Annotated in this window: 30 protein-coding genes; 22 read left to right on the top strand and 8 right to left on the bottom strand. The window is 39.7% G+C overall.

What is annotated here, in order from left to right; translation table 11 throughout:
• Nucleotides 1–4: 4 nt before the first annotated feature.
• From MHB40_RS14185 to MHB40_RS14145, 9 genes are all read left to right on the top strand, one after another.
• Entirely contained in the window at nucleotides 5–877 is an 873-nt protein-coding gene (locus MHB40_RS14185) for a metal ABC transporter permease (protein ID WP_205444050.1), read from the top strand.
• On the top strand, nucleotides 874–1,743 hold the full coding sequence (locus MHB40_RS14180) for a metal ABC transporter permease (RefSeq protein ID WP_205444048.1): 870 nt from the start codon (nucleotides 874–876) through the stop codon (nucleotides 1,741–1,743). Before MHB40_RS14185 ends, MHB40_RS14180 begins: the two co-directional genes overlap by 4 nt.
• 222 nt (nucleotides 1,744–1,965) lie before the next feature.
• On the top strand, nucleotides 1,966–3,153 hold the full coding sequence (locus MHB40_RS14175) for an MFS transporter (RefSeq protein ID WP_342440795.1): 1,188 nt from the start codon (nucleotides 1,966–1,968) through the stop codon (nucleotides 3,151–3,153).
• Nucleotides 3,154–3,288: 135 nt separating this feature from the next.
• Nucleotides 3,289–4,557, top strand: coding sequence for an MFS transporter (locus MHB40_RS14170; protein ID WP_342440794.1), 1,269 nt, complete (start codon nucleotides 3,289–3,291; stop codon nucleotides 4,555–4,557).
• A gap of 16 nt (nucleotides 4,558–4,573) precedes the next feature.
• Nucleotides 4,574–5,071: a kinase gene (locus MHB40_RS14165; RefSeq protein WP_342440793.1), complete on the top strand. Its 498-nt coding sequence runs from the start codon at nucleotides 4,574–4,576 to the stop codon at nucleotides 5,069–5,071.
• Nucleotides 5,072–5,179: 108 nt separating this feature from the next.
• Complete coding sequence (locus MHB40_RS14160; RefSeq protein WP_342443746.1) at nucleotides 5,180–5,968, top strand: lipid II flippase Amj family protein; 789 nt, start codon at nucleotides 5,180–5,182, stop codon at nucleotides 5,966–5,968.
• Nucleotides 5,969–6,110: 142 nt separating this feature from the next.
• Nucleotides 6,111–6,785 carry a response regulator transcription factor gene (locus MHB40_RS14155; RefSeq protein WP_342440792.1) on the top strand — a complete coding sequence of 225 codons (675 nt, stop codon included), beginning with the start codon at nucleotides 6,111–6,113 and terminating at the stop codon, nucleotides 6,783–6,785.
• Complete coding sequence (locus MHB40_RS14150) at nucleotides 6,782–8,143, top strand: HAMP domain-containing sensor histidine kinase (protein WP_342532591.1); 1,362 nt, start codon at nucleotides 6,782–6,784, stop codon at nucleotides 8,141–8,143. Before MHB40_RS14155 ends, MHB40_RS14150 begins: the two co-directional genes overlap by 4 nt.
• A gap of 187 nt (nucleotides 8,144–8,330) precedes the next feature.
• Nucleotides 8,331–9,269: an alpha/beta hydrolase gene (locus MHB40_RS14145; protein WP_342440790.1), complete on the top strand. Its 939-nt coding sequence runs from the start codon at nucleotides 8,331–8,333 to the stop codon at nucleotides 9,267–9,269.
• A gap of 57 nt (nucleotides 9,270–9,326) precedes the next feature.
• On the opposite strand, the gene MHB40_RS14140 is transcribed toward MHB40_RS14145, so the two are convergent.
• Entirely contained in the window at nucleotides 9,327–9,767 is a 441-nt protein-coding gene (locus tag MHB40_RS14140) for a hypothetical protein (RefSeq protein ID WP_342440789.1), read from the bottom strand.
• Nucleotides 9,768–9,905: 138 nt separating this feature from the next.
• On the opposite strand from MHB40_RS14140, the gene MHB40_RS14135 reads away from it, so the two are divergent.
• Nucleotides 9,906–10,772 carry a DMT family transporter gene (locus tag MHB40_RS14135; RefSeq protein WP_342440788.1) on the top strand — a complete coding sequence of 289 codons (867 nt, stop codon included), beginning with the start codon at nucleotides 9,906–9,908 and terminating at the stop codon, nucleotides 10,770–10,772.
• Between the two features lie 26 nt (nucleotides 10,773–10,798).
• Here MHB40_RS14135 and MHB40_RS14130 read toward each other — a convergent pair whose 3' ends face one another.
• Nucleotides 10,799–11,485: a helix-turn-helix domain-containing protein gene (locus MHB40_RS14130; RefSeq protein ID WP_205444032.1), complete on the bottom strand. Its 687-nt coding sequence runs from the start codon at nucleotides 11,483–11,485 to the stop codon at nucleotides 10,799–10,801.
• 87 nt (nucleotides 11,486–11,572) lie between these two features.
• Between MHB40_RS14130 and MHB40_RS14125 the strand changes: the two genes are divergently transcribed.
• The 4 genes from MHB40_RS14125 to MHB40_RS14110 all read left to right on the top strand — a co-directional run bounded on the left by MHB40_RS14125 (nucleotide 11,573) and on the right by MHB40_RS14110 (nucleotide 14,254).
• Entirely contained in the window at nucleotides 11,573–11,881 is a 309-nt protein-coding gene (locus MHB40_RS14125) for an antibiotic biosynthesis monooxygenase (RefSeq protein ID WP_205444031.1), read from the top strand.
• A 25-nt stretch (nucleotides 11,882–11,906) separates the two neighbouring features.
• Nucleotides 11,907–12,737, top strand: coding sequence for a CbrC family protein (locus MHB40_RS14120; protein WP_342532589.1), 831 nt, complete (start codon nucleotides 11,907–11,909; stop codon nucleotides 12,735–12,737).
• Between the two features lie 23 nt (nucleotides 12,738–12,760).
• Nucleotides 12,761–13,870 carry a PA2928 family protein gene (locus tag MHB40_RS14115; protein WP_342532588.1) on the top strand — a complete coding sequence of 370 codons (1,110 nt, stop codon included), beginning with the start codon at nucleotides 12,761–12,763 and terminating at the stop codon, nucleotides 13,868–13,870.
• 93 nt (nucleotides 13,871–13,963) lie between these two features.
• A complete protein-coding gene (locus MHB40_RS14110; RefSeq protein ID WP_205444028.1) occupies nucleotides 13,964–14,254 on the top strand; it encodes a hypothetical protein in 291 nt (96 codons plus the stop codon).
• A 47-nt stretch (nucleotides 14,255–14,301) separates the two neighbouring features.
• Here the strand turns inward: MHB40_RS14110 and MHB40_RS14105 are convergent, their stop codons facing one another.
• From MHB40_RS14105 to fdhF, 3 genes are read right to left on the bottom strand one after another with little or no spacing between them, the layout of a single operon-like run.
• Nucleotides 14,302–15,348: an Mrp/NBP35 family ATP-binding protein gene (locus tag MHB40_RS14105; protein WP_342532587.1), complete on the bottom strand. Its 1,047-nt coding sequence runs from the start codon at nucleotides 15,346–15,348 to the stop codon at nucleotides 14,302–14,304.
• Between the two features lie 12 nt (nucleotides 15,349–15,360).
• Entirely contained in the window at nucleotides 15,361–15,840 is a 480-nt protein-coding gene (locus tag MHB40_RS14100) for a DUF1641 domain-containing protein (protein WP_342440784.1), read from the bottom strand.
• Between the two features lie 4 nt (nucleotides 15,841–15,844).
• Complete coding sequence (fdhF, locus tag MHB40_RS14095; RefSeq protein WP_342532586.1) at nucleotides 15,845–18,781, bottom strand: formate dehydrogenase subunit alpha; 2,937 nt, start codon at nucleotides 18,779–18,781, stop codon at nucleotides 15,845–15,847.
• Nucleotides 18,782–19,360: 579 nt separating this feature from the next.
• Here fdhF and MHB40_RS14090 point away from each other — a divergent pair.
• From MHB40_RS14090 to moaA, 3 genes are read left to right on the top strand one after another with little or no spacing between them, the layout of a single operon-like run.
• Nucleotides 19,361–19,708: a DUF2294 domain-containing protein gene (locus tag MHB40_RS14090; protein ID WP_036120650.1), complete on the top strand. Its 348-nt coding sequence runs from the start codon at nucleotides 19,361–19,363 to the stop codon at nucleotides 19,706–19,708.
• 12 nt (nucleotides 19,709–19,720) lie between these two features.
• Nucleotides 19,721–20,536, top strand: a complete 816-nt coding sequence (gene fdhD, locus MHB40_RS14085) for a formate dehydrogenase accessory sulfurtransferase FdhD (RefSeq protein WP_342440782.1) — start codon at nucleotides 19,721–19,723, stop codon at nucleotides 20,534–20,536.
• Entirely contained in the window at nucleotides 20,537–21,553 is a 1,017-nt protein-coding gene (moaA, locus tag MHB40_RS14080; RefSeq protein WP_342440781.1) for a GTP 3',8-cyclase MoaA, read from the top strand.
• Nucleotides 21,554–21,604: 51 nt separating this feature from the next.
• Here the strand turns inward: moaA and moaC are convergent, their stop codons facing one another.
• From moaC to MHB40_RS14065, 3 genes are read right to left on the bottom strand one after another with little or no spacing between them, the layout of a single operon-like run.
• Entirely contained in the window at nucleotides 21,605–22,087 is a 483-nt protein-coding gene (moaC, locus tag MHB40_RS14075) for a cyclic pyranopterin monophosphate synthase MoaC (protein WP_036120641.1), read from the bottom strand.
• The gene (locus MHB40_RS14070; protein WP_342440780.1) at nucleotides 22,080–22,670 is read right to left on the bottom strand and encodes a molybdenum cofactor guanylyltransferase; all 591 of its coding nucleotides are present in this window, start codon (nucleotides 22,668–22,670) and stop codon (nucleotides 22,080–22,082) included. Before MHB40_RS14070 ends, moaC begins: the two co-directional genes overlap by 8 nt.
• Nucleotides 22,667–23,161: a molybdenum cofactor biosynthesis protein B gene (locus tag MHB40_RS14065; protein ID WP_342440779.1), complete on the bottom strand. Its 495-nt coding sequence runs from the start codon at nucleotides 23,159–23,161 to the stop codon at nucleotides 22,667–22,669. Before MHB40_RS14065 ends, MHB40_RS14070 begins: the two co-directional genes overlap by 4 nt.
• Before the next feature lie 107 nt (nucleotides 23,162–23,268).
• On the opposite strand from MHB40_RS14065, the gene MHB40_RS14060 reads away from it, so the two are divergent.
• The 5 genes from MHB40_RS14060 to moaD are packed head-to-tail and all read left to right on the top strand — an operon-like array spanning nucleotide 23,269 to nucleotide 26,778.
• Nucleotides 23,269–24,285 (top strand): thiazole biosynthesis adenylyltransferase ThiF, encoded by a 1,017-nt coding sequence (locus MHB40_RS14060; RefSeq protein ID WP_342440778.1) that lies wholly within the window; start codon nucleotides 23,269–23,271, stop codon nucleotides 24,283–24,285.
• A gap of 13 nt (nucleotides 24,286–24,298) precedes the next feature.
• Nucleotides 24,299–25,588: a gephyrin-like molybdotransferase Glp gene (glp, locus tag MHB40_RS14055; RefSeq protein WP_342440777.1), complete on the top strand. Its 1,290-nt coding sequence runs from the start codon at nucleotides 24,299–24,301 to the stop codon at nucleotides 25,586–25,588.
• Nucleotides 25,558–26,076, top strand: coding sequence for a molybdopterin-guanine dinucleotide biosynthesis protein B (gene mobB / locus MHB40_RS14050; RefSeq protein WP_342532582.1), 519 nt, complete (start codon nucleotides 25,558–25,560; stop codon nucleotides 26,074–26,076). Before glp ends, mobB begins: the two co-directional genes overlap by 31 nt.
• Nucleotides 26,073–26,552, top strand: a complete 480-nt coding sequence (locus tag MHB40_RS14045; protein ID WP_342532581.1) for a molybdenum cofactor biosynthesis protein MoaE — start codon at nucleotides 26,073–26,075, stop codon at nucleotides 26,550–26,552. Before mobB ends, MHB40_RS14045 begins: the two co-directional genes overlap by 4 nt.
• Nucleotides 26,545–26,778, top strand: coding sequence for a molybdopterin converting factor subunit 1 (gene moaD / locus MHB40_RS14040; protein WP_205444013.1), 234 nt, complete (start codon nucleotides 26,545–26,547; stop codon nucleotides 26,776–26,778). Before MHB40_RS14045 ends, moaD begins: the two co-directional genes overlap by 8 nt.
• Nucleotides 26,779–26,786: the final 8 nt, after the last annotated feature.

Below are 26,786 nucleotides of genomic sequence, written 5' to 3'. Positions count from 1 at the left end.
CACTATGTTAAGTGGTAACTTATTGTGGGTACTGAGCGGAACGATGTTACTTGGCATTGCAGCTGGCATCACAGGCACGTTCTCCTTCTTACAAAAACAAAGTCTAGTTGGTGATGCTGCGGCGCATGCAGCATTACCAGGCATTGCCCTGGCGTTCCTGCTAACAGGTCAAAAGGAATTGCCGATTTTAATGCTAGGAGCGGGCATTACATCTGCATTATCTGTGTATTGTATTCAATGGATTGTGTCATTTTCAAAAATGAAGGCTGACGCTGCTATAGGATTAGTCCTTACTGTATTTTTTGGTGTTGGCGTTGTATTTTTAACTGTCGTTAATCGGAGCCCACTTGGGAATCAGAGCGGATTGAATAATTTTATTTTTGGCAAAGCAGCGACGATGACCAAGGCCGATTTAATGTGGCTCTTTATTAGCGCAACCATCATTATTGTGGTGAGTCTGTTACTTTATAAGGAATGGAAGCTACTGATCTTTGATCCTGTTTATGCAAAGGGAATTGGCTTACCAATTGAGGCTTTAAAGGCAACCTTAACGGTTTTAATTGTTATGACGATTGTTACAGGGATCCAAGCTGTAGGGGTGATTTTAATGTCGGCCTTATTAATTATTCCTGCTGCTAGTGCCAAGCTATGGACAAATAAATTGAGTACGATGCTGATCTTAAGTGCCGCGATTGGAGGCATTGCTGGCATAACAGGAACCTTTATTAGTGCGATTCGAACAGGGTTATCGACTGGTCCGATTATCGTTTTAGTCGCAGCAGGTATATTCTTTCTATCGTATTTTATAAGTCCAGCTGGTCAAATTAGTAAATATCGTAGGAAAATGCAATTTCGGAAGCAGGGTGATGTAGGATGATCGAATTTTGGGTTGTATTCACAGGACTATTAGTTGGGATAACATGCGGGATTGCAGGTGTCTTCCTCATCTTGCGTAGAATGTCTATGATTGCAGATGCGATCAGTCATACAGTGCTCTTTGGTATCGTGATGGCCTATCTTATTACCCAAACATTAAATGGCTTTTGGATGTTAGTAGGTGCCGCGTTTGCAGGGATTCTAACAGCCTATCTCGTGCAATTATTACATTCTTCTGGTATTCAAGAAGATGCCGCGATTGGTGTGGTGTTTACATCCCTGTTTGCAGCAGGTGTCCTCCTGATCACCTTATATGCCGGCAATGTCCATTTAGATGTTGAACATGTTTTAATGGGAGAGATAGCTTTTGTTCCTTGGGATAGATGGACACTGCTTGGGCTAGCGATGCCTAAGGCGGTGTGGATGCTATTGCTCGTCCTCGTGATTAATATTGCGTTCCTGCTCTTATTCTTTAAAGAAATGAAACTTGCGACGTTTGACCCTGTGTATGCAGCAACCATTGGCATTCCCGTTGTCTTTCTACATTATGGCTTTATGACGTCCATTTCGTTTACAACAGTGGCAGCTTTTGATAGTGTGGGAGCCATTTTAGTGGTTGCCATGTTGATTGGGCCAGCTGCTACTTCCTATTTAATCAGCAAGACGATTAAGCAAATGTTCGTCTATAGTATGCTCTTTGGTGCTGCTGCTTCCGTCCTCGGTTATTATTTAGCGAAGTTCTGGGATACTTCTATAGCAGGTATGATGGCGACAACAGTCGGCTTAATCTTTATCGTGACGTTCATCTGTCAAAAAATAGTTGAACGTAGAAAAAAAGCACTTGTTCATAAACTAGAAATCTCTTAACGAAAAACATCGTTTGATACGCCCATCAAACGATGTTTTTTCTTTTAGTCGCAAGTTCAAACTTTTGAATGAGTACTCTTTCTAGGAAAAATAGTATACTCGATAAGGTAAACTAGAAAGGGAAAGAATGGCATAGAATCTAGCAAATTTTTCTATATTTTTATGTACGAATATTTAAAATTTTGTTACGATAAATTTTATGGAAGCAACAAGGAGAACAGCATGTGGAAAAATCGAAACGTATGGATTATTTTATTAGGTGAATTTGTCGTAGGTCTTGGCTTATGGGCTGGCATTATTGGGAATTTAGCCTTTATGCAAGAGGTAGTACCTTCTGACTTTCACAAATCATTAATTATTTCCTGTGGTATTTTAGCAGGCTTAGTCGTCGGTCCAATGGCAGGGCGTATCATTGACCAATCGAAGAAAAAAACGGTTGTCCAGATGGCAAGTATCGGACGCATCATCAGTGTTTTGTTTATGTTTATCGCACTTTATACCAATTCGGTTATTTGGATGATTCTATTTTTAATCACACTGCAAATAGCAGCAGCTTTTTATATGCCTGCCTTGCAATCGATTATTCCAATGATTGCTAATGAGCAAGATTTAATTACGCTAAATGCTTGGCAAATGAATGCCAGAACCATTTCTAGGATTATTGGCACAGCTGCAGCAGGATTTATGCTAAGCTTCTTTGAATTAAAATGGTTATATATTATTTCATTTATTGTCTACATAGTCATGTTTGTCATTACAAGCTTGCTACAATTAGATGAAACAACCAATGCAACGCTGGCAAATAAAGAAAAAGGGAACTTTAAAGAAGTGTTACCGATGGTGAAAGAGCACCCGGTCGTCTTGATGACGCTTGTCTTAATGTTAATTCCAACATTATTTTTAGGCTCTTTCAATTTAGTCATTATGAAAATATCTGAAATCCACCAATCTACCACAATTTCAGGGTTACTGTATACGGTGGAAGGCATTGGTTTTATGCTGGGGGCAGCTGGTTTGAAAATGATCGCTAATCGTGTACAAATGGGCACGCTGCTTTTTTCATTAGCCTTTATTATCGGCTCTATGGAGCTACTACTGTTACTGGCGGACATTCCCTTTTTCGCTTTAGTGGCATTTGGCGTTTTTGGCTTTTCCGTTGGCTGTTTTTTCCCAACGACAATGGTAATCTTCCAAAAGCAAGTACCAAAACAGTTTCATGGACGCTTTTTCTCCTTCCGAAACATGATTGATTCAGTTGTCTTTCAAATCGTGCTTTTATCGACAGGCATGATGCTAGATTTAATTGGTTTAAGTGGTATGGGACTTGTTTTCGGAATCATAAGCTTAAGTTTAACAGCTACTTTCTTATTCTACTCGAAGAAAAAGAAAGTCGTTATGCATGCATATTAATATGTGGAATACGGTAGTCGTATAAAGGGGGTAGCAGATGAAAGGAACTGTCTAAATGGGGACGGTTCCTTCTTCATTAGCTTCAAGTAATTTTGTTTGATATACATAGAGAATTAAGAGAAAGAAGGTTGAAAAATGGTTGGAAAATCTAAAGAGTCAATCGCGTCCTATATGGAGTCACCAGAAAAACTAAAAAACCTATATAGACGTGTACTCATAGTTGTTAGTCTATCCCAAATATTTGGTGGAGCTGGGCTTGCGGCAGGGATTACGGTTGGCGCTCTACTGGCACAACAAATGCTAGGAACGGATGCCTATGCGGGTGTACCCTCTGCATTATTTACGTTAGGCTCGGCAGGTGCAGCTTTTATTGTGGGGAAACTATCGCAGCGTTATGGCCGCCGTATCGGCTTATCAACAGGTTTTATAGTGGGCGGAATAGGCGCGATGGGTGTAGTCCTGGCTGCTTTAATGAATAGTATTGTGTTATTGTTTGCTTCTCTATTAATCTATGGAGCGGGTACGGCAACTAATTTACAGGCTCGCTACGCTGGGACGGATTTAGCCAATGATAAGCAGCGTGCTACGGCAATTAGTACGACCATGCTTATGACTACGTTTGGCGCTGTTTTAGGTCCGAATTTAGTAGAATGGATGGGGAAAGTGGCACGATCCATTGGTATTCCAGCTTTGGCGGGGCCTTTTTTATTATCGGCTGTCGCCTTTATTGTAGCGGGACTTGTATTATTTACTCTGTTGCGTCCTGATCCATTAGAAATAGCGAAAGCCCTTGAGGCACATAAGCAAAAAATGAACAAAGAACATCAAGCACAATCCTTGCATACTACAGGCAATAAAAGAGGCTTAGCGGTAGGGGCAACGGTGATGGTCTTGACGCAAATTGTCATGGTAGCGATTATGACAATGACACCCGTACATATGAAACATCATGGACATGGTTTAGCCGAAGTTGGCATTGTGATAGGGTTTCATGTAGGTTCTATGTATCTGCCATCACTCGTCACAGGTATTCTTGTCGATAAAATCGGACGGACAGCGATGAGTATTGCTTCGGGTATTACATTGCTACTCGCTGGTTTAGTGGCGGCGTTTGCACCAAGCGATTCAATGGTGTTACTCATTGTGGCACTTTCTTTACTAGGATTAGGCTGGAACTTTGGTTTAATCAGTGGGACTGCTCAAATCGTTGATGCAACGGAACCTGCTACACGTGCAAAAACACAGGGGAAAATGGATGTCTTTGTTGCATTGGCGGGTGCGTCAGGTGGTGCGCTATCAGGTATGGTAGTGGCGAATTCAAGCTATGCAGCGTTGTCCTTAGCGGGAGGGCTTTTGTCGTTAGTATTGATCCCTGTTGTGATTTGGTCTAGAAGAGCAGTTTAAAAAGGAGAAGGGAAATTTGGAATCTAAACTAATTATCATCCGAGGAAATTCTGGTAGCGGAAAAACGACGATTGCGAAAAGTCTTCAACATCATCTTGGACATGATACGCTTTTAGTTCCGCAAGATGTTGTCCGACGTGATATGTTAAAGGTGCATGATCGAGAAGGCAATCTTTCTATTGAATTCATTCGTCAAATCGCAGAGTATGGTAAAGGTCGTTGTGAAGTTGTCATTGTAGAAGGAATATTATATACCAGTCTTTATGGAGATATGTTAAAAGATTTAATCCAATTCTATGATCAGAAGGCCTATACGTATTATTTTGATTTATCTTTTGAGGAAACCGTTATTCGTCATCATTCTAGCTCCAAAAAGAATGACTTCGGCGAAGATTCTTTACATGCTTGGTGGAATCCACATGATTATCTTGGTGTGGATGGAGAAACGCTGTTGACCGAAGAGATGTCACAGGAAGATATATTGAAATTGATTGGTAAGCAGCTACAGAAGTAACGGTATTTTTTTAAGCGGAACTATTTTGTGGGAGAAGCGTCCCAATGTTAAAGTGTAGGAAAGCGAAGAGTAGGTACATATGTGGATTTAATAACAGAAAAATTAATCATGATTGCTTTATTTATTTTAATCATTCATGCCATTGAAACGCTTGCCTATGCAGTACGTCTATCTGGAGCACGTGTCAAATTACTAGCTTCGGCTTTATCTCTTTTTAATGTAATGGTCATGGTGTCAAGGTTAGCAAATATGATGCAACAACCATTCACAGGAAGCCTTGTTGATACAGCACCTGCAGATAATGCGATGACATTTGTAGAGCACCAATTTCGACTCATTATTGGAGCGGCTTCGCTTGGAACAATAGTAGGAATCTTACTCATCCCCACCTTTATAGCTATTTTTTCAAGGGCTATCGTCCATTTGGCTGAGGAAAGAGGTTCCATTCCCGCTTTAATGAAAAAGGGCTTTACGTTGGACTATATAAGACGAGGTATTAAGCATATTCATAAACCAAGTTTTAGTTATTTAAAAGGCATTCGTCTAGGGGATATACCAATTAAATTATTCATCATCAATATTATCATTACAGCTATCTATACCATTGGCGTTTTATCCGCTTTATATGCCACATTATTAGTACCAGAACTAAAGACTACTGCTGTCATGGCATCTGGATTAATCAATGGTATTGCAACGATTCTATTGATCCTGTTTATTGACCCTAAAATATCCATTCTGGCCGATGATGTTATCAATAAGAGAGGAAGTTATCTCGACTTAAAAAGAATGTCCGTTATGATGATGTTTTCCAGATTTTTAGGAACCATTGTGGCACAGTTATTATTGATTCCTGGCGCGCATTATGTCGCGTGGTTTGCAAAGCTAATTGCTTGATTAGAAACCTTCCTTTATATTTTTTCATATAAAGGAGGGGTTTTTTTACTTTAAGGAAATAAGCTATTGGTAGGGGAGAAGTACATTAGTTATATAGTATAATGTGTGTGAATAATACATTGGAAAAGAGGGGAACGAAAGTATGCCAACGATACTTGTAGCGGATGATGATGTGAACATTCGTGAACTTGTTTGCCTTTTTCTACGCAAAGACGGGTTCACGACCATAGAGGCTGGAGATGGCAAAGAAGCGCTAGCCCTCTATCGCTCAACGCCAATCGATCTTGTTGTACTGGATATTATGATGCCAACGATGGATGGCTGGACACTATGTAAGGAGCTACGCAAAATGAATACAGATCTGCCCTTACTGATGCTGACAGCAAGAGGAGAAACATGGGAAAAAGTGAAGGGCTTTGAGCTCGGAACAGATGACTATTTAACGAAGCCATTTGATCCGTTAGAGCTGACGGTACGTGTAAAGGCGCTTTTAAAGCGCTATAGGATTGGTCATTCGCAGACGATACAACTTGGTCAAATCACGCTGGACCGTCAGACCTATAAAATCATGAGAGGGACAGATACCATTTCACTGCCACTCAAGGAATTTGAATTATTATATAAGCTTGCGGAAACACCTGGGCAAGTCTATACACGGGAACAACTAATCGATCAAATTTGGGGGATTGATTATGCGGGAGATAATCGAACCATCGATGTACATATTAAGCGCCTGCGCGAGCGCTTCAACACGATAACTGATTTTCATATCGAAACAATAAGGGGTCTTGGCTATAGGCTTGAGGTTGATGAATGATTAAATCTTTATATACACGCGTCGTTCTAATCTTTTTAGTTGCTGTCATTGGAGGAACTGTTATCTCCTTTTTCATGGCAACATGGGTATTTAAAGATAAATTGAATGAAAACCTACAAATTCCCTTACTGAATTTTGGTCAAGACATGGTACAAATTTTTGACACATTACCGTTTAATGAAGCAAATCGTTTCATTCGTGATATGCATCAGCTTGAATCCTATCATATTCGTATTTATGAAGAAATGGGGCAGTTTACGTCTTACGGAAAGCTTCCTGACGATGAACTGGCTCCTGTAACCATGACACAAGTGAAAACTGTGCTGGCTGGAGAGATCATTCAAGTCAATCCTGGGGGCATTTCATCTATACTTGTTGGCATACCTTTAACAACTGAAATGGGAACAAAAGCGATGTTTATCCAGCCCATATCTTTACCTTCTACCTCTTTTTCCATAAAGTTGATTTTGAATTTTGCTACCTATGCCCTTGTTATAGGAAGTGTTGTGTTTTTAGTAGCAGCGATGTTTCTAGTCAAGCCAATCAAAAAGCTAACACAAGCAACTAAACATATTGCTGGTGGCGACTTCAATGTAGAGCTAAACATTAAGCAATCAGGAGAGCTAGGGACGTTGGCTAAAAGCTTTGAAGACATGGCGGAGGGGTTACAGCAGCTAGAGCAAATGAGAAGAGATTTTGTATCGAACGTATCCCATGAGGTGCAGTCTCCACTTACCTCCATCTCTGGCTATGCGTTAGCACTAAAGCAAGTCGATGTAACGGACGACGAGAAAAGCCGTTATCTTGATATTATCATTTCAGAAGCCAATCGAATGTCCAAGATGAGTGATAGCCTCTTAAAGCTGAGCTTACTAGAATCAAAGACAAAGCCCATGCATCTTGATAGGTTCAACCTAGATGAGCAAATTAGACGTGTCATTGTCTCGATCCAGCCGCAATGGTCTTCTCGCAACATCGATTTTGAGCTTAATTTGAAGGCTGTTCGCCTCATGGCTGATTACGATCAATTACATCAGGTATGGACAAATATTCTTACGAATAGTATTAAATTTTCAAATGCTCATGATACGATTGAAATCAGCATGAAGCAACATGCTAATCATGTGACAGTGCGAATAACGGATAGGGGCATTGGGATTTCTTTAGAGGATCAGAAACGTATATTTGAGCGATTTTTTAAGGCTGATCGTTCACATAGTCACAAATATGAAGGCAGTGGAATGGGACTTGCTATCGTGAAACAAATTGTCTCGCTACATCAAGGAGAAATTCAAGTAGAGAGTGAGCTTGGACGAGGAACGACAATCATTGTCAGATTACCTTTTACCTTAAATTAAAGGGATAATGTTACGACTCCTATAGGGATAACGTAACATTTTTTGTTGTTCATCTTGCGTTCATATTGTCGTCATTCGGAAGACATCTTCCTCCTTTATATTAATACTAACAGCTTAAAAGTAGCTGGAATAATCGTAGTAAAGGAGGGAAGCACGGGTAAAGGTGAATCCCCCTCGTGCATCAAACATGAAAAAAATTACGCGTATTTTACTGAAATCAATGGCGGTCATCGGTGTAACAATTGTGGTACTACTTGCTATTGTTTTTACAGTAAACATTGTTTGCAACAAAATAGAGCAAGGAAAAATAGAACCCTATGGTCAGCTCGTCTCTGTTAATGGGAAAAAGATGAATATCACCATCCAAGGCAAGGGTACTGAAACCATCGTACTGCTACCAGGCTTCGGAACTGCAGCACCAACGCTTGATTTCAAGCCACTGATAGATGAACTAGCTCCTTATTATAAGATCGTCTCCGTAGAGCCCTTTGGCTATGGCTTAAGTGAGGATACTGCTAAAGAACGAAGCACGGAGAACATAGTTAGTGAGATTCATGAAGCTTTACAGGAGTTAAAGATTGATCGGTATATGCTCATGGGACACTCGATAGCAGGCATCTATGGGCTGGATTATGTCAATAAATATCGGAATGAAGTAACTGGATTTGTCGGGATTGATAGCAGTGTACCTACGCAGGATGGGATGGACACGAAGTTTCCAATCAAGTCATTACAACTTCTAAAAAAATCAGGGATTGCACGAATTCTTATAAAATTTACAGATGATCCCTATGCAGGTCTTCCATATGATGATGACACAAAAGAGCAAATAAGGATGATTACACTCAAAAACTTTTATAATACAAGTACTTCTAATGAATTAGAAAGTATTTACAAAAAATTTACGGCAGCAAAAAATCTTACATTCCCTAAAGATTTACCCCTTCTATTATTTGTCCAAGCAAATAGTGAGGGTGTTGAAAAAAATTGGATACCACTCCATGAAGAACAAGTCAAACATTCAGTTTATGGCAAAGTAATCACATTGGATGGGGATCATTACTTACACCATACAAAATCGCCGGAAATCGCAGAAAACGTCAGATTGTTTATGCAAAACAAATGATCAATAGTATCTTACCTCTTTGCTTTTTGGAGGTAAGATTTTTTAAATCCTATCCCTTTAATTGATTTCTTCCTTACGTAGTCTTCTAAAATCTTTCGTTTTTCTGATAGTTATATGATTGAATTGAGCAAAATGATCCAAATGTGTTATCACATCTTTCGGTTTGAAATAGACAATACGTAAGTTGAAGCCTTTTGTGATAATCGTTGCACCCGGTGTTGCCCATCCATAGCGCTTAAACAGTATTTGCTTTATTTGCTGTGCTTGCAGATACTTTGAAAATAGTACGACCTTACAAAGAGAGATGGTATACTTGATTTCATTTTCTTTGATTAGTAAATCATATTGTACTAGGAGACCTGCCAAACAAAGTAACAATGAGAGACTCAATAAAAGGGTAAGGATGAAATTATCTCCTAAAGTAATCAATAGGAATGTCCCACAAAAAAGTATGGATGGTAATAAGCTACTTTTAGGCTGCTTTGCACTATAATGCATCGCTATCTCCTCCTTTAGATATGTATAGTCTCATTCTATCTTTAATGATAGTTGTAATCCATACTTCGATAAGCATGGAAATACTTCCTGATTATAATCAACATAGAGCGATTATTCTATCAGATAAGGAGCTATTAGATGAAAAATTATCAATTTATTGCTTTATTAGTAGTAACGACCTTTTTAATGGGTTCATCTTTTGCCATTGTTAAATTAGGTTTACCGTATGCCTCGCCTTTATTATTGGCTGCCCTCCGTTTTATATTGGCAGGTATAATCATGGCTATCGTTGTGATCATCTTGAAGAGACCTCATCCTATTGCAAAGAAAGAATGGTTCAAGTTATGCATGATCGGGTCCTTTCAAACGGCAGGTGTGATGGGATGTATTTTTTTAAGTCTACGCACCATCACAGCAAGTGAATCTTCTATATTAACATTTACAAACCCATTACTAGTTGTGATTTTTGCCACCATTTTTATGAAAGTGCGCTACCATGTCTATCAATGGATAGGAGTATTGTTTGGCTTAATCGGCGTGATCATCACGATGGGGGCACAAGTTGAATTGAAAGTAGGTATCCTTTTTGGCTTGCTATCTGCTGTTTTTTGGGCCATTGCCACCCTATTAGTGAAAAAATGGGGCGTATTATTTGATACGTGGACTTTATCGGCTTACCAGATGTTGTTTGGCGGCTTACTCCTTTTACTTGGGAGTGCGTTGTTAGAACAACCATTTTTTATTGTGAATAAACAATCATTAATTATTTTGTTGTGGCTTAGTATTTTTTCCTCCATCATTCAATTTGCGGGTTGGTATTATCTTCTGCAAAACAGTGATCCAGGGAAAACAAGTGCCTATTTATTTTTAGCGCCATTTTTTGGTGTATTAACAGGCTGGATGTTATTAAATGAACCGTTAAAACCATCCCTAATGATTGGCGGCTTATTCATCATCATGGGCATTTATTTAGTAAATCGTACTTTTAGTAAAGGAAAGGGCTAGGAGATAACTCAGAGCCCTTTTCTATTTTACAAATCTAAATGAAAGACCTCTTTAAAGCCTATTTTACCTTTCTCTGTCACTTTAATGGCGCGAATAGAGGGAACACGTATAAGCCAATCGAGGTTGAAAAATTGATTTAATAGCTCGCTGCCTAGTGCACCAGCTAAATGATAACGCCGTTCACTCCAATCTAAACAGGCATGAGAAAAGGAGCGTCGTTTTCTCTTTAAAGCAGCTAAATCGATTCCGAATGTGGTAAAAAATAATGTGCCTTCATCTGTCAGGATAAATTGCTTGTCGTCTAGTTTTATATAACCTGCATTCATCATCGATTCCGTTAATTGGACACCCAATTTACCAGCAAGATGATCATAGCAAGTTCTAGCATCCTGCAATAATTTGATTTGGCTTGATTGCTTTAATGAACGCACTTCAGGTGGCGGTGAGATGGCTAGGAATGACTCTAAAAATTGAGCAATGTCCTCATCAGCCAATTGAAAATAACGATGTCTGCCCTGTTTTTCAACTTTTATCAGCTTTCCTTCTACTAATTTAGCAAGATGGAAGCTAGCAGTTTGTGGCTTGATAGCAGCCATATATGCCAGTTCACTAGCCGTATGAAAACGACCGTCCATCATACTAGCAAGAATGGTTGCCCTTGACGTTTCACCAAGAAGTGCTGCTACTTCTGCCATGTTTGGATTAATTCCCATATGTCACAATCCTTTCAGTTTCCTATATTTAGATTTTAGTCAAAGTCATTATCGTTTACAATAAAAGTAATAGAGGGGGAGAAATAAATGGAAACATATTATGCAGTGATTTTTACATCGCAAAGAACTAAACAAGATGGGGAAGGCTATGGCAAGATGGCTGACCTCATCGATGCCTTAGCACAGCAACAACCTGGTTTCCTTCGTGTGGAAAGTGTCAGAAACGAGGAAGGAAAGGGCATAACGGTGTCTTATTGGGAATCGCTAGAGGCTATCCAAGCATGGAAAGACAATGCCAAGCATTTGACGGCACAACAATTGGGTAAAGACAAATGGTACACAAATTATAAAGTGGAAATTTGCCAAATGATTAAAGATTATTCTTTTACCAAATAGCAAATGAGAAGGAGGCCTATTTTTTATGACGATTGCTGAGGAGTGGCATGATCTAAGACAAACATTTAATCCTTCCAATCCGATAACCATTAATCAAATGCATATTTTTAAAGATCAATTAAAGCAGGTTCAACAAACAGAAGAAACGTTAAGGATATTAGTAGAGGTTTACTGTTTACTTAGAATGTATCCAGAGGCTTATCGGTTATTTACTGTCATTATGAATAAAGACGATAAAAAAGATCGAAAAAAATATGGTGTTCTCCAAACCTACATAAAACAAGCAAATTCGGTGAATCCTCTGTTGCCACGAAAAATAAGAGATCATCAGCCAACACAAACGATTATCCCAACGTTTAAATATGTCCCCAAACCGCTTGAGGCGAAAATATTTGAAACAGATGAGGTCGTTGTCTGTGATTGTTGCCAACAGCAAGTGGATGTTTATTATACAGGAGGCATTTACGCAATTGAGGATGTTGATTATCTCTGTCCTACTTGTATTCACAGTGGGGATGCAGCGCAAAAATATGATGGCTCTTTTCAGCAAGATTTACTATATGATGAGCAGATTACCAATCCTTTATTGGCACAAGAAGTACTGTATCGCACGCCAGGTTATGTGAGCTGGCAGGGGAATAATTGTGTGGCACATTGCTCTGACTACTGTGCATTTATTGGTTATGTTGGTTGGAGTGATATAGTGGAGCTAGGAATTGAGGATCAATTTGACAATTATACAGGGTTTCCGAAAGAAGAACTTTCTGCATCCTTAATGAACAATGGTCATCATCAAGGGTATTTGTTTCAATGCTTGGAATGTGACCGTTATGTGCTTTATTCAGATTTTAGTTAATGGTTGTTTGAGGGGGTAGAGAAGTGGAACAATTTCTGCAACGATATATGTATTCATGGCGCTTAAATGGTTGGCTCATCCACGATATTTTTTTATGTATTGTGCTAGGCATAGGATTTATACTGTTATTGTTTATCGTCATGAAACGTAAACGACTCGTTACTTCTAGCATTTTGCTCATTGCTTTTTTATTGGTCAGTCATCTCTTAATGATTGTTTTTGGCTTAGCGGGGAGAGGCTTTCCAATTAAATCAGATTCTCCGATTTATACAGATGATTCACAAAGCATTGCTGTCCAAATGGTGCAAGGCTCGGAAAATAATGGGACATCGAATGGAATTACGCATTTAATTGCACACCATCTCCTAGTAGCTGTGAATTTACAAACGGGTGAAAAGCAATGGACAAAATCAGCTTCCTATAAAGAAACACTGATTGGGAAATTTATGGGTGGTCTTCTTATCCATCATCGTGATGATGAGTTTGGTCAATTGTCACTATTAGATATGGAAACAGGCAAAGAAATACTTTCTGAAAAAGATTTTCGAAAGCAACATCCGTCCTTAATAGCGATATTGAGTAATAATGCACATCAAATGGCTGTCCTAGAGAACAATTTATATTTGGAAGGGGTCGATGGTAAATTCTATCGCTTTGATGGTAAAGCATTAAGTGAGGATGCGAAGGCTCAAGATTACCTATCTGCCCGTTTTTTCATTGAAACCGAGTTGCCGGGTTATTTTGCTACACATCCACAGCTTGTAGAGGATAATCAGGCCATTCGAGATTTTAGTCAAGCTGTCCTAACAGAGCCAGCCATTCAAGCCTATGAAAATTTAGAGCCAAAAGTGGTCGATGTGGATATCGTAGAAAAAACAGCGCTTGTTTCTTATCGACAAACACAGCGAGAAAGTGCTGAACACATGCTATTGCTTTATGATATGAACAAACATCAAGTATTGTGGGAAAATAATATTGGTGTCATTAATTCACAGCAACAACAGCCAGGTGTACGGACATTAGAGACTAGTTATGTCATTCAAGCTGGTGATAGATTTCTAGTATTCGATAAAGAAACGAAAAAGAGGTCTGTTCACTATCATCTACGTTGGAATCGCCCTATTGATGAGTGAAATCTATTCGAATAATTGTTCTTTTTCTGATTCTCCAAAAAAGGAGTATAATTTAATAGGAAGAAACTCTGAATAAAAGGATGGCGTGCGAATATGGATGAGCAATTAGTAGATTGGATTATACGCTTTCAAAGGGATAAAGATATTGAAGCACTGGCCAATTTAAAAGACTATTGTTATGAGATGGTCGAACCTTTGATTGAAGAATTTACAACGAAGTATGGGGAAGAGGCAGGCGAGTTATTACGCCTAAAGTGGGATAAACGATTTTATTTTATATTTACAAAATATCAAGTGAATGTAGGGCTACCACTAGAAACATTCGTCAAAAATACGTATCGTTTTTATTTCATGCAGGTGTTACAAAAGGCTGGTTATAAGTGATAGAATAAAGCCCTTGATTTGTTTTTACACAAATCAAGGGCTTCATATTATTTATAAAGCAGATCTTCTGCTAAATGAGTAAACACTTCACCGATTATCGACTCTTCGGCATAGACCGAGGAACCTGTATTTTCCTCAGGTTGAGCGAAAGGAATCTGAGCTATCACATGTGTCTGCAATAAATCTGCTAACTGTTCTGCTCCACCTTGTCCAAATAGATAGTTTTTTTGACCATCTGCTCCTTCAAAATAGGCCATGTTTTCAACAACACCAAGAATCGTGTGTTTTGTATGTTGAGCCATCAAGCCTGCACGAGAAGCAACATGAGAAGCGGCAAGATGCGGTGTTGTCACGATGATTTCTTGAGCTTGTGGAATCATCGCAGCCATATCAATCGCAACATCTCCTGTACCAGGTGGTAAATCGATGAGGAGATAATCTAAATCTCCCCATAGCGTGTTGACAAGGAAATTGCGAATCCATTTATTGAGCATAGGACCACGCCACATAACAGGCTGGTTGTCATTTGTAAAAAAGCCCATCGACATCATTTTTACGCCGTGACTTTCTACTGGAATCGCCGTTTGATCAAGCATGGTAGGCTTTTGGTCAATCTTCATCATGGCAGGGATACTGAAACCATAGATATCGGCATCTAAAATACCTACACGTTTACCAAGACGAGCAAGAGCAACCGCTAAATTGATTGTTACAGTAGACTTTCCAACACCGCCTTTACCACTTGTGATGGCAATGAATTGAACGCCAGAATTAAGCAGTAGCATGTTCGGCATTCCTTGTTCAGTTACATTTTTTGCTTGTAGAGAGGCAGTTAATGTGCGTCGCTCCTGATCTGTCATAGCGCCAAAGCTAATGGTAACAGTGGAGGCGCCGAGCGCTTGTAATGCTTCCTCCACATCTTGCTGTATTTTTGCCTTTAACGGACATCCTGGAATGGTCAAAATAATATCCAGCGTTATATGATTGTCATGTATTTGGATATTACGCACCATATTCAAATCTACGATACTTTGATGGAGCTCAGGATCATTCACTTGTTTCAATGCGTTTACAACATTTTCTTTTGTTAACATATAGGAACCACCTTATTCTTTTAAGCCTTTGCCAAGTCCCTTTAAGAAATGGACCCCAAAATTGAGCGCGCGATTGACATCTGGATCATTTAACATTTTCATCAGCTTAAAGGCACTTACTTTTTCATTGGATTCAAGTGCTTTGCTGGCCTCATCTACGCCAGCGTTTAAGCCTTCAATTAGCTTAGTCGTTGTTTCAGGATTGAGCTCCGTCAATGCACCTGCAACACCCATTAAATTGTTAATAATATTGGTTACAGGCTTACGTGTTAATTGACCAAGTGCAACATGGGCGACTTCTTCTTTGGCTTCAAGTAGCTTCATTGCTGCTTCTAATGCACCGATATCATTTAATTCAGCCATAATACTAAACACTTGATTGACCGTTTCTTCATTATCAGAAAGCAGTTCTTTTAGATTGTCTAATTTTTGTTCCTTTAGTTGTTCTTCCGTTAATTGTTGTTTTTTAATGCCTGTAATGGGTACAGCCATGCTCTCACTCTCTTTCGTTAATGGTTGTTAAGTGAACGTAGCCAGGACGATTCCATTTTCGTTGTACCTCAACACCATTTTGAGGATGACGCTTTTTATAGCGTGGGTTCGTGCGAGGAAGTGGTGATTTTCCTTTTGCTTTTAGCACTTCTACTCGTACTTTTGTTTGTTTATAAGCTGGTGTTGATGTATTTACGTCTGCTGCAGGGCCTGTTAGGAAGTTGATGGCAGAATCTTTGCTAACAGAGTTCATTGGTAAGAACAATTCGTTACCTTGCACGCGATCTGTGACAAGGGCATTTAGCTTTAATGCACCATAAGGAGATACTAAACGCAGTAATGCTCCATCTGCAATACCTCTTTCTTTCGCCAATTCTGGTGATACTTCAACGAAAATTTCAGGTACTTTCGATTGAATACCTTTTGATTTATTTGTTAGATTTCCTTCATGGAAGTGTTCAAGCATACGTCCATTATTAATAAGACAATCGTATTGTGCCTCATATTCAACAGGTTGCACCCAATCATTTAAAGTAAAACGAGCTTTTTTATCAGGGAAGTTAAAGCCATCTTCATATAATAACGGTGTATCTTTACCATCATGACTACCCCAACAGAAGCTACCCCAGCCTTCTAGAACATCATAGTTGGCTTGTGAGAAGAGGGGAGACAGGCTCGCCATTTCATCAAAGATGTCACTTGGGTGATCATAATGCCAATCTGCTCCTAAACGACGAGCAACAGCTTGCAAGATTTCCCAATCTGCTTTCGATTCACCAAGTGTTGGTAATACTTGATACAGGCGTTGAACGCGACGTTCTGTATTTGTGAATGTACCTTCTTTTTCAAGCGAAGGTGCAGCAGGTAAAATCACATCTGCATATTGTGCTGTGCGTGATAGGAAACAATCTTGGACCACAAAAAAGTCTAGCTGTGAAAGTACTTCATCTACATGGTTGGCATTACAGTCAACAAGTGCCATATCTTCGCCCACTAAATACATCGCTTTCATTTTACCTTCCATAATCGCATCTAACATTTGCATATTAGTTCGACCTGGTTGCGACTGAATTGGGACACCATAAGCTTTTTCGAATTTTGCACGCGCTGCCTCATCTGTTACCTTTTGATAGCCTGGCAAGAGCGTTGGTAGTGTTCCCATATCACAGGCACCTTGCACATTGTTATGACCACGAAGAGGGTAAGCACCAGCACCTGGACGACGATAGTTCCCCGTTGCTAAAAGTAAATTTGAAATAGCAGCTGACGTATAAGAGCCACCAGTATTTTGTGTTACACCCATGCCCCAAAGCACACATGTACCATCTGCATCACGAATCATTTCAGCCACTTCGATCAATGTTTCTTTACTAATACCCGTCATTTCTTGCGCATAATCAAGTGTATAGGTTTCAAGTACTTGTTTAAAATCATCATAATGAAGGACGTTTTCTTGAATAAACGCTTCATCATGCCATCCTTGGTCAATGATATATTTGGTAACGGCCATTAACCAAACTTGGTCAGTCCCTTGCTTCGGACGCATAAAGATGTCGGAACGTTCGGCCATTTCATGCTTACGAATATCGGCAACAATTAATTTCTGACCATGTAATTTATGCGCACGTTTCACACGTGTTGCTAAAACAGGGTGTCCCTCAGCTGGGTTAGCCCCAACAATAATGACAAGACCAGCCTTGGCGATATCTTTGATCGTACCAGCGTCACCGCCTAAACCTACTGTACGTAATAAACCGTCAGTAGCAGGGGATTGACAATAACGAGAACAATTATCGACATCGTTTGTTCCAAATAACTGACGTGCCATTTTTTGAATTAAGTAATTCTCTTCATTTGTAATTTTAGAAGAGGAGATAAAGCCAACAGAACCTGGACCATATTGTTGTTGAATTCCGCCTAGTTTTGTTGCAATTAAATCCAGTGCTTCATCCCACGATGATTCAACAAACTCATCATTTTTACGAATGAGTGGTTTTGTAATACGTTCCTCAGAATTGACAAAATCCCAGCCGAATTTCCCTTTGACACAAGTAGAAATCGCATTTACTGGACCTTCAGAAGGCTGTACTTTTAAAATTTTTCGGCCCTTTGTCCAAACTTCGAACGAGCAGCCGACACCACAGAAAGTACAAACTGTTTTTGTTTTTTTAGTGCGTTTACTACGCATAGCTGCTTCCACTTCAGAAACGGCAAAAATACCGCTATAGCCCGGTTCAACTTCCTTAATTAAACTGATCATCGGATCTAACATATCCTGTTTCAGACCAGTCATAAATCCAGCCTCTCCAAGCATGGATTTTTCCATTAAGGCATTACATGGGCAAACGGTTACACATTGTCCACAACTTACACAGGAAGAATCATTGATGGCAACGCCCGTATCCCAAATAATACGTGGTCTTTCTGCTTCCCAATCAAGGGATAATGTTTCATTCACCTGTAGATTTTGACAAACCTCTACGCACTGACCACAAGCAATACATTGGTTAGGATCATAACGATAAAACGGATGTGACATGTCCACTTCATGAGGTTCCACTTTTGGTTGGTATGGATATTTTTGATGCTCGATTTCCATTAATTCGGCCGTGTTGTGTAATGTACAATTCCCGTTGTTGTTATCACAAACTGTACAGTACAGTAAATGATTTTCGAGTAGACGGTCCATTGCTTCTGTTTGTGCTGCTTTCGCTTTGTCAGAAGTTAGTAATACATTCATGCCGTCTATTGCCTTTGTGGAGCAGGAACGAACTAATTGGCCATTCACCTCCACGATACATGTATCACATGTCTCGATTGGGTCAACAGCGGGCACATGACAAATCTGTGGATGTGGAATGTCATGTTGATTAATGGTATCAAGGATTGTAGCTCCCTCTTTTACATCATACGATACGCCATTAATATTAATTTGAGTCAAGATAACTTCCTCCTTTTGCACTTTGAGACTAATCGGACAACATGTTGCAGCTTAAGACAAAATGGGAATAACAAATTGAGTTGGTTATTTTTGAAAAGATTGTCTTGTTATCATTGTAATTCCCAATTGTTCTTGAAGCTACCTCAAAATAGGCAAATTGCTAGATCATAACAAGTTATCCATGTCTCGGCTATTCAAAAAAAATAAAAAAATCCACCATGAAATTACATGTTCTAGACATGCTAATAATTCATGGTGGATAAAATTCTTAGCAGGCCTTGCTAAAAACTCAATCTACTTTTATTTTTTAATAACAATAGAATTCAAATATTAAAAACACTATGCAACATCGTGACATAGGGTTCAAAATAAATCAATTCCATTTGTGATATGAATATTATAGCCCTTTCCTTCAAAATGAACAATATTTATCATAAAATTTATTAAATGAGAATTATTATCAAGAAGTATTTTCTCTTTTATTTTTTTAAAAGTTGCTATATCATTAACAAACTGTAAGGGTGGCCCACATAACCATTTGCCTAAAAAAAGTTTAATTACGATGGGAGAATCGTTGCTATGTCTAAAAAAATACATGAATTTAATGACATGATTCGAAAGTTACGCAAGGAAGTGTTTGGTAAAGGTCCTGAACGTATTCATACCGTTTTTGTCGAGAATATGGCTGTCTCTACTTTATACGGGAATATCACACCGACAGAAAAATTTATTGCCAGTACACCTGAAGGACTGAAAATGGTGCATGCTGCAAGGACGAGTATGATTCAAGATTTATATACACAATCGCCACCAGAGGGTATGGAAGAATTGATGGGCAGCAAATTACTTCACTTATTTTCAGATATTAAAATTGAAGAGGATTTTGCGATTTCCGTCTTTGTTTTTGAAAAGAATATCAGTGAATAAAGGGGATGCCTTATGGATCGAGCAATAACAAGAAAAATTGTGCGTGTTGAAGGACAACAGGTGAAAGAAATGGATGATTTAATCGTCTCAGAATACGCGGTGACCGTAAAAATAAATCAGCAAGAATTTGTCACAATGGTATGTACACCAGAGTATGTGGAAGATATGGTTATCGGCTACTTAGCATCTGAACGAGTCATTCGTAGCTTTGAGGATATTGAAGAAATTTGGCACCAGGAGAAAGAAGGTTTTGTGCATATTAAAACAAAGCATGTCAATCCTTATTACCAACAGACGCAAAACAAGCGCTATATTACCTCTTGCTGTGGGATGAGTCGACAAGGGTTTGTGTTTACGAATGATGCATTAGTAGCCAAAAAAATGGATGAAGTCCATGTGCAAATAACGACCGAGGATTGCTTCCGCTTAATGCACGAGATGCAGGATGATGCCGACATTTTTAAGAAAACGGGTGGCGTGCATAATGCTGCACTATGTGATGTGAATGGCATTGTCTTAAGTCGCATGGACATTGGTCGTCATAATGCTTTAGATAAAATTTACGGCTATTGCCTACGTAACAATATCCGTATGGAAGATAAAATCATCGTCTTTAGCGGACGAATATCATCGGAGATTTTACTAAAGGTTTCCAAAATAGGCTGTGCCATCGTACTATCTAAATCAGCACCAACCGAATTAGCATTGCAATTAGCGGAGCAGCTTGGTATTACGACGGTTGGCTTTATTCGACAACACGCATTGAATATTTATACACATCCACAACGCATCCTATTACCAGCTAATGAATTGAAAGAAGGAGATTAAATGACGAATCTACAAGACCAATTACACAGACCGTTAAGAGATTTAAGAATATCCGTGACAGATCGTTGTAATTTTCGTTGTCGCTATTGTATGCCAGCAGAAGTATTTGGTCCAGATTACGCATTTTTACCATCTGATAAAATATTAAGTTTTGATGAAATTGAACGATTAGTAAAAATCTTTGTTTCATTGGGCGTGAAAAAAATACGAATTACAGGCGGGGAACCATTGTTACGTCGTGATTTGCCCGAATTAATTGCCCGTATTCACCGCATAGAGGGTGTAGAAGATATTGCTTTAACAACCAATGGTTCGTTATTAAAAAAATACGCACAGCCATTGGCACAAGCAGGCTTAGCCCGAGTTTCGGTTAGTCTAGACTCACTTGATGATGAGCGTTTTTTTGAAATGAATGGTCATCGAGGCAAGGTATTGCCTGTGTTAGAGGGAATTGAAAAGGCTGCAGAAGCGGGCTTACAAGTAAAAATTAATATGGTTGTTCAAAAAGGGAAAAATGAACAAGATATTGTTACAATGGCACAATTTTTCAAAGAAAAACAACATATTCTACGCTTTATAGAATATATGGATGTAGGGAATTCGAACGGCTGGCGCTTGGATGATGTGGTGTCCAAAAAAGATATTATTGAGCAAATCAATCAGATTTCACCGTTACAGCCAGTAGCCCCCAATTATAAAGGAGAAGTGGCAACGCGTTATCAATATCAAGATGCCCAAGGTGAGATTGGTGTAATCTCGTCTGTGACGGATTCTTTCTGCTCTAATTGCTCACGTGCTCGTCTCTCTGCAGAAGGATCATTATACACCTGTTTATTTGCGACAGAAGGCACGGATTTAAGAGAACTATTACGTTCAGGGCAAGATGATGCAGCTATCATCAAGTGTATTACGAATGTTTGGGAAACAAGAAATGATCGTTATTCAGATGAACGTAATGAACAAACCATGGCAAAAAGGAAAACGTCAAAAATTGAAATGTCTCACATTGGGGGGTAGCGTGTAAAAAAGCAGAAAAAAATCGGCACAATCATGCCGAATTTTTTCTGTTTATTTATGCACAAAAGTGCCACTTTTCCCACCAGTTTTTTCAACAAGATAGGTTTCTTTAATGACCATCGTCTTATCAACGGCTTTACACATATCATAAAAAGTTAGTGCAGCGATCGACACAGCAGTGAGGGCTTCCATTTCAACACCCGTTTTTCCACTACATTTAACAGTGGCTTGAATATGGAGCTCATAGCCATTTTCTGCTTTTTCATAGTCAAACTGGAAGTCTGTGCCCTGTAGCATGATGGGATGGCACATGGGAATGATATCAGCCGTTTTTTTAGCACCCATAATCCCAGCAATTTGCGCAACTTGCGTCGGATCACCTTTTTTAATGCCACCTTGTTGGATGGCTTCATAGACCGCATCGGATAATATAATCGTACTGCGAGCAATGGCTGTACGTGTTGTGATTTCTTTTGCCGAGATATCGACCATTTTAGGACGACCTTCTTCGTTCCAGTGTGTAAAATTATTCATTGTTAGACTCCTTTTTACTTGTTTGTGACCAGTCTTGTTGTGCATTGATATTGATAAATGTTGAGCTATCGTCATCAAAAGGGACATAGCAGACACGAAGTTGCTCTAAAAGCACTTTCATACTCCGTTTGTTTTGTGCCGTTAATTGTGTCGCCTTTGGTAAAGCAGTACGTCGGTATAATGCAGCTAGTGGCTGATCGCGTAGCGCTTGCGTCGGAACAATGGCATCATAACTGTCATTAATCAGCCCTAGCATTTTTTGGATAAATTCTGCATTCATATAAGGCATATCGCTCGCTACGACAAAAAACCATTCCACATCAGGATAGGCTATCATGATATGATGCAGGGCAAAAAGAGGGCCTTGATGTGGCTGCTTTTCAATGACCCATTGGACATTTTCCTGTCCAAACTGATGTTGTAAGTGCGCATTTGTAGCAATAATAAGAGGATCTAGCTGATTTTTTTGCAGGGCTATGAGACTATGCTTATATAAAGGCTGCCCAGCAAATGTCTCAAACATTTTTGGCTGACCATAGCGAGAGGATTGACCGCCAGCTAACACAATACCAGCAATTTTCATAAGCGATGCAACTCACCGACAAAATGTTGAACAGTAGGCACTATAAGCTTCGTCATAGCTAAAGTCACCGCATTAGTGGAACCTGGTAAAACATAAATGGCTGTTTGCTGAAGACTCCCAGCAGTGGCACGACTAAACATCGCTCTTGGGCCAATTTCTTCATAGCTAAGCGTTCGAAATAATTCACCAAACCCCATCATTTCTTTTTCAAACAGAGGCAGAATGGTGTCATAGGTTTGATCTCTTGGTGTAAATCCTGTTCCACCAGTGACGATAATGGTATTAATTGTTGGATCACTGCACCAATTTGTAACATGACGAGCGATATCCAGTGGTTCATCCTTTGTTAGTTGGTAGTCCACTACTTCAAAGGCAGCTTCTTGAAGCAAGGACTGAATACGTTGACCAGCATGATCATCTGTCTTTGTGCGTGTGTCACTGACCGTTAAAATAGCAACTTGGATTGGTTGCTGTTGATGTGTGGGATGCACAGGTAGGACCTCCTTCAAATGCGTTTTGCTAAAAAACATTGCTTTTATTATAATGCTATAAATGAAAAGGTCAAACGAAAATTCATAGAAAGAAAGGCCTCATACTTATGCAAAATAGATATTCTAGACAACAATTATTTCACCCTATCGGACAAACAGGGCAACAGTCCCTCCAACAAAAACACGTCCTTATGATAGGTGCGGGTGCATTGGGGAGTGCTAGCGCAGAAGCACTTGTGCGTGCTGGTATTGGTAGGCTGACCCTCATTGATCGTGATTATGTAGAGTGGAGCAACTTACAAAGACAGCAATTATATACAGAGCTAGATGCACAAGAAAAAATGCCTAAAGTCATCGCAGCTAAAAAGCGCCTTCAACAAATTAACACAGAGGTAGAAATCCATGTCGGCATTATGGATGCTTGTACCGAGTCCTTGCTACCATTGCTAGAAGATGTAGATGTGATGGTCGATGCGACCGATAATTTTGATGTTCGCTTTGTCATGAATGACCTTGCACAAAAGTATCGTATTCCTTGGGTATATGGCTCTTGTGTTGGAAGTTATGGTGCGACCTATACGATTGTACCAGGCAAAACACCTTGTTTGCATTGCTTATTAAACGTGATGCCCCATACTGGGATGACTTGTGATACGGTAGGAATTATTAGCCCAACGGTCCAAATCGTAGCTGCTTATCAAGTGGCAGAGGTTTTAAAACTGCTTGTTGGGGATGAGAAAGCCTTACGAAAAAGCTACTTAACGTTTGATGTTTGGCAAAATCAACACTATGAAATCAATGTAGAGAAAATAAGGCAGCCTGATTGTCCATCTTGTGGCGATAAGCCGACATATCCTTACCTGTCCTATGAAAATCAAACTAAATTACAGATACTTTGTGGCCGTGACGCGGTCCAAATTCGACCACCAAAGCCCATTCACTATTCGTTCGACCAACTGGCAAACCAGCTTCGTTCCTATGGTGAAATTCAGGTCAATCCTTATTTGCTATCTTGCCAAGCTGAAGATTACCGAATCGTTATTTTCCAAGATGGGCGAGTAGTAATACATGGTATACAAGATATACAAAAAGCTAAAAACATTTATTATCGTTTATTAGGATAAAGGAGTGTGCCAAATGTTAGAAAAAAGACAACCAATTCCTGTGGCAGAAGCTGTTCATGGTGTAATGGACTACGCCTTTCAAGCAAAAAAGGAGCATGTGTCATTAACACAAGCTCATGGGCGATTTATCGCAGAAGCTGTTAAAGCTGATCATGATGTACCAGCCTTTGATCGTTCGCCGTATGATGGCTATGCCATTCGTTCCATTGATAGTCAAGAAGCCTCTTCACAGCATCCCGTCCGTTTTCAAGTTGTTGGGGAAATTGGGGCAGGCTATGTCTATGACGAAGTAGTTGGGGATCATCAAGCTGTCCGTATTATGACGGGAGCACCGATACCACAAGGGTGTGATGCAGTGGTCATGCTAGAATTAACCCATACATTTGAAGAAAATAATCAGAAGTATATGTCGATTAAACGGTCTTTTGAAGCAGGTACTAATATTTCCTATAAAGGGGAAGATGTGCAGCAAGGCGCAGTCCTCATTGAACAAGGCCAATATATTAACCCGGGTGTGATGGCCTTACTTGCTACTTTTGGCTATGAGCAAGTACCCGTTTTTCGTAAAACGGTTATTGGTGTGATTGCCACTGGTAGCGAATTACTAGAGCCAGGTGAATCTTTACAGCCAGGCAAAATTCGAAATAGTAATGCGTATATGATGATGGCGCAGATTGAGCGTGCTGGGGCAGAAGTAAAATATTTTGGCAAGTTTAGCGATGATCTTACATTATGTATTGAAAACGTCGAAAAAGCCTTACAGGAAGTAGATATTTTAATTACAACAGGAGGCGTTTCCGTAGGTGATTATGATTATTTACCAGCCATTTACGAGGCGATTGATGCAAAGGTATTGTTCAATAAAGTAGCGATGCGTCCAGGTAGTGTGACGACGGTTGCGGCTCGCAATGACAAATTATTATTTGGACTTTCTGGTAATCCCTCAGCCTGCTATGTTGGCTTTGAGCTATTTGTACGCCCAATTATTCGCACTGCATATAGGAATAAGCAACCCCATTTACGCAGAGAGCAAGCTATTTTAGGGGCGGATTTTACAAAGCCTAATCCCTTTACACGCTTTGTACGAGCTAGTATCTATTATGAAAAAGGGCAGCTCGTCACTGTCCCGTCTGGCTTTGATAAATCGAGTGCAGTTTCATCTTTAGCGACAGCCAATGCGTTCATTGTTTTACCAGGTGGCTCTAGAGGCTATGAAAAGGGTATGCAAGTGGATGTCCTTTTGCTAGAAGATTTGCAGGGAAGTGAGTGGCCTTGGGACAACATCGAAAAATCTTACAGATAGTTGGCTATCAAAATAGTGGGAAAACGACATTGATGGAGCAATTGATCAAGCAGGCTACAATGGAAGGGCTACGAGTAGGAGCCATTAAGCATCACGGACATGGTGGTGTGCCGATGATCGAAACCTCGAAGGATAGTAGTCGTCATGAGCTGGCAGGTGCGGTTGTCACAGCAGTGGAGGGGGCAGGTACTTTACGTATGAGTATTCACCAAGATAGCTGGCAATTGGCTGATATACTAACAATCTATGAGTCCCTTCCACTGGATATCATACTGATTGAAGGGTATAAAAATGAACATTATCCGAAGGTTGTGTTGCTGCGCACTGCTCAGGATCAAGTGCTGCTACAGCAAGTAACCAATATTCTCTGTGTGATTTATTGGCCAAGCTATCCACTCAATCCATCCTTAACAATCCCAGCTTTTTCTATTCATGAAGAAACACAATATATGGAATTTTTGTTGACAGAAATGAGGGGAAAACTATGACGAAAGCGTTATTTGAAATTATCGATCAACCGATTGATGTGGAGGAAGTAAGACAAAAAGTCCTTAGTCGAAATGCGGGGGCCATTACATTATTCATCGGCACCGTGCGTGAAATGACGAATGGTAAAAAAACAATGCATTTGGAATACCAAGCCTATCCTGCGATGGCGATTAAAATGTTTGAACAGATTGCGAAGGAAATACAAGAAGAGTGGCCAGAAGCAAAAGTGGCCATCACCCATCGTGTTGGTCATTTAGCTATTTCTGATATTGCTGTAGTGATTGCTGTGTCATCACCACATCGTAAAATAGCTTATATGGCGAATGAATATGCAATTGATCGCATAAAACAAATTGTGCCGATTTGGAAAAAAGAACATTGGGAGGACGGGACAGAATGGATTGGTGATCAATTAGAAAATATTCCCTATCCACAAGGGAAACCAGCCATTCAGGAGGAGGAAAACGGTGATTAACATTTTATTATTTGCCCATCTACAGGAAGCGGTTGGTGAGTCAAAGCTAACAGTAGAGCTGTCAGATGTGACAGTTGCGCAATTAAAAGAGTGGATGGAAAAGCACTATCCCCAGCTATCATTACAACAGATAATGACGGCGATTAATGAGGAATTTGCAACGGATACCACAATTGTCAAATCTGGCGACACAATCGCCTTTATTCCACCCATCAGTGGGGGATGATCAAAAAG

It is taken from the genome of Lysinibacillus sp. FSL K6-0057, assembly GCF_038630885.1.
In the GTDB taxonomy this organism is placed as follows: domain Bacteria; phylum Bacillota; class Bacilli; order Bacillales_A; family Planococcaceae; genus Lysinibacillus; species Lysinibacillus fusiformis_F.
Note: the sequence above shows the minus strand (reverse complement) of the source record. Positions and strands in the feature narration are given on the sequence as shown.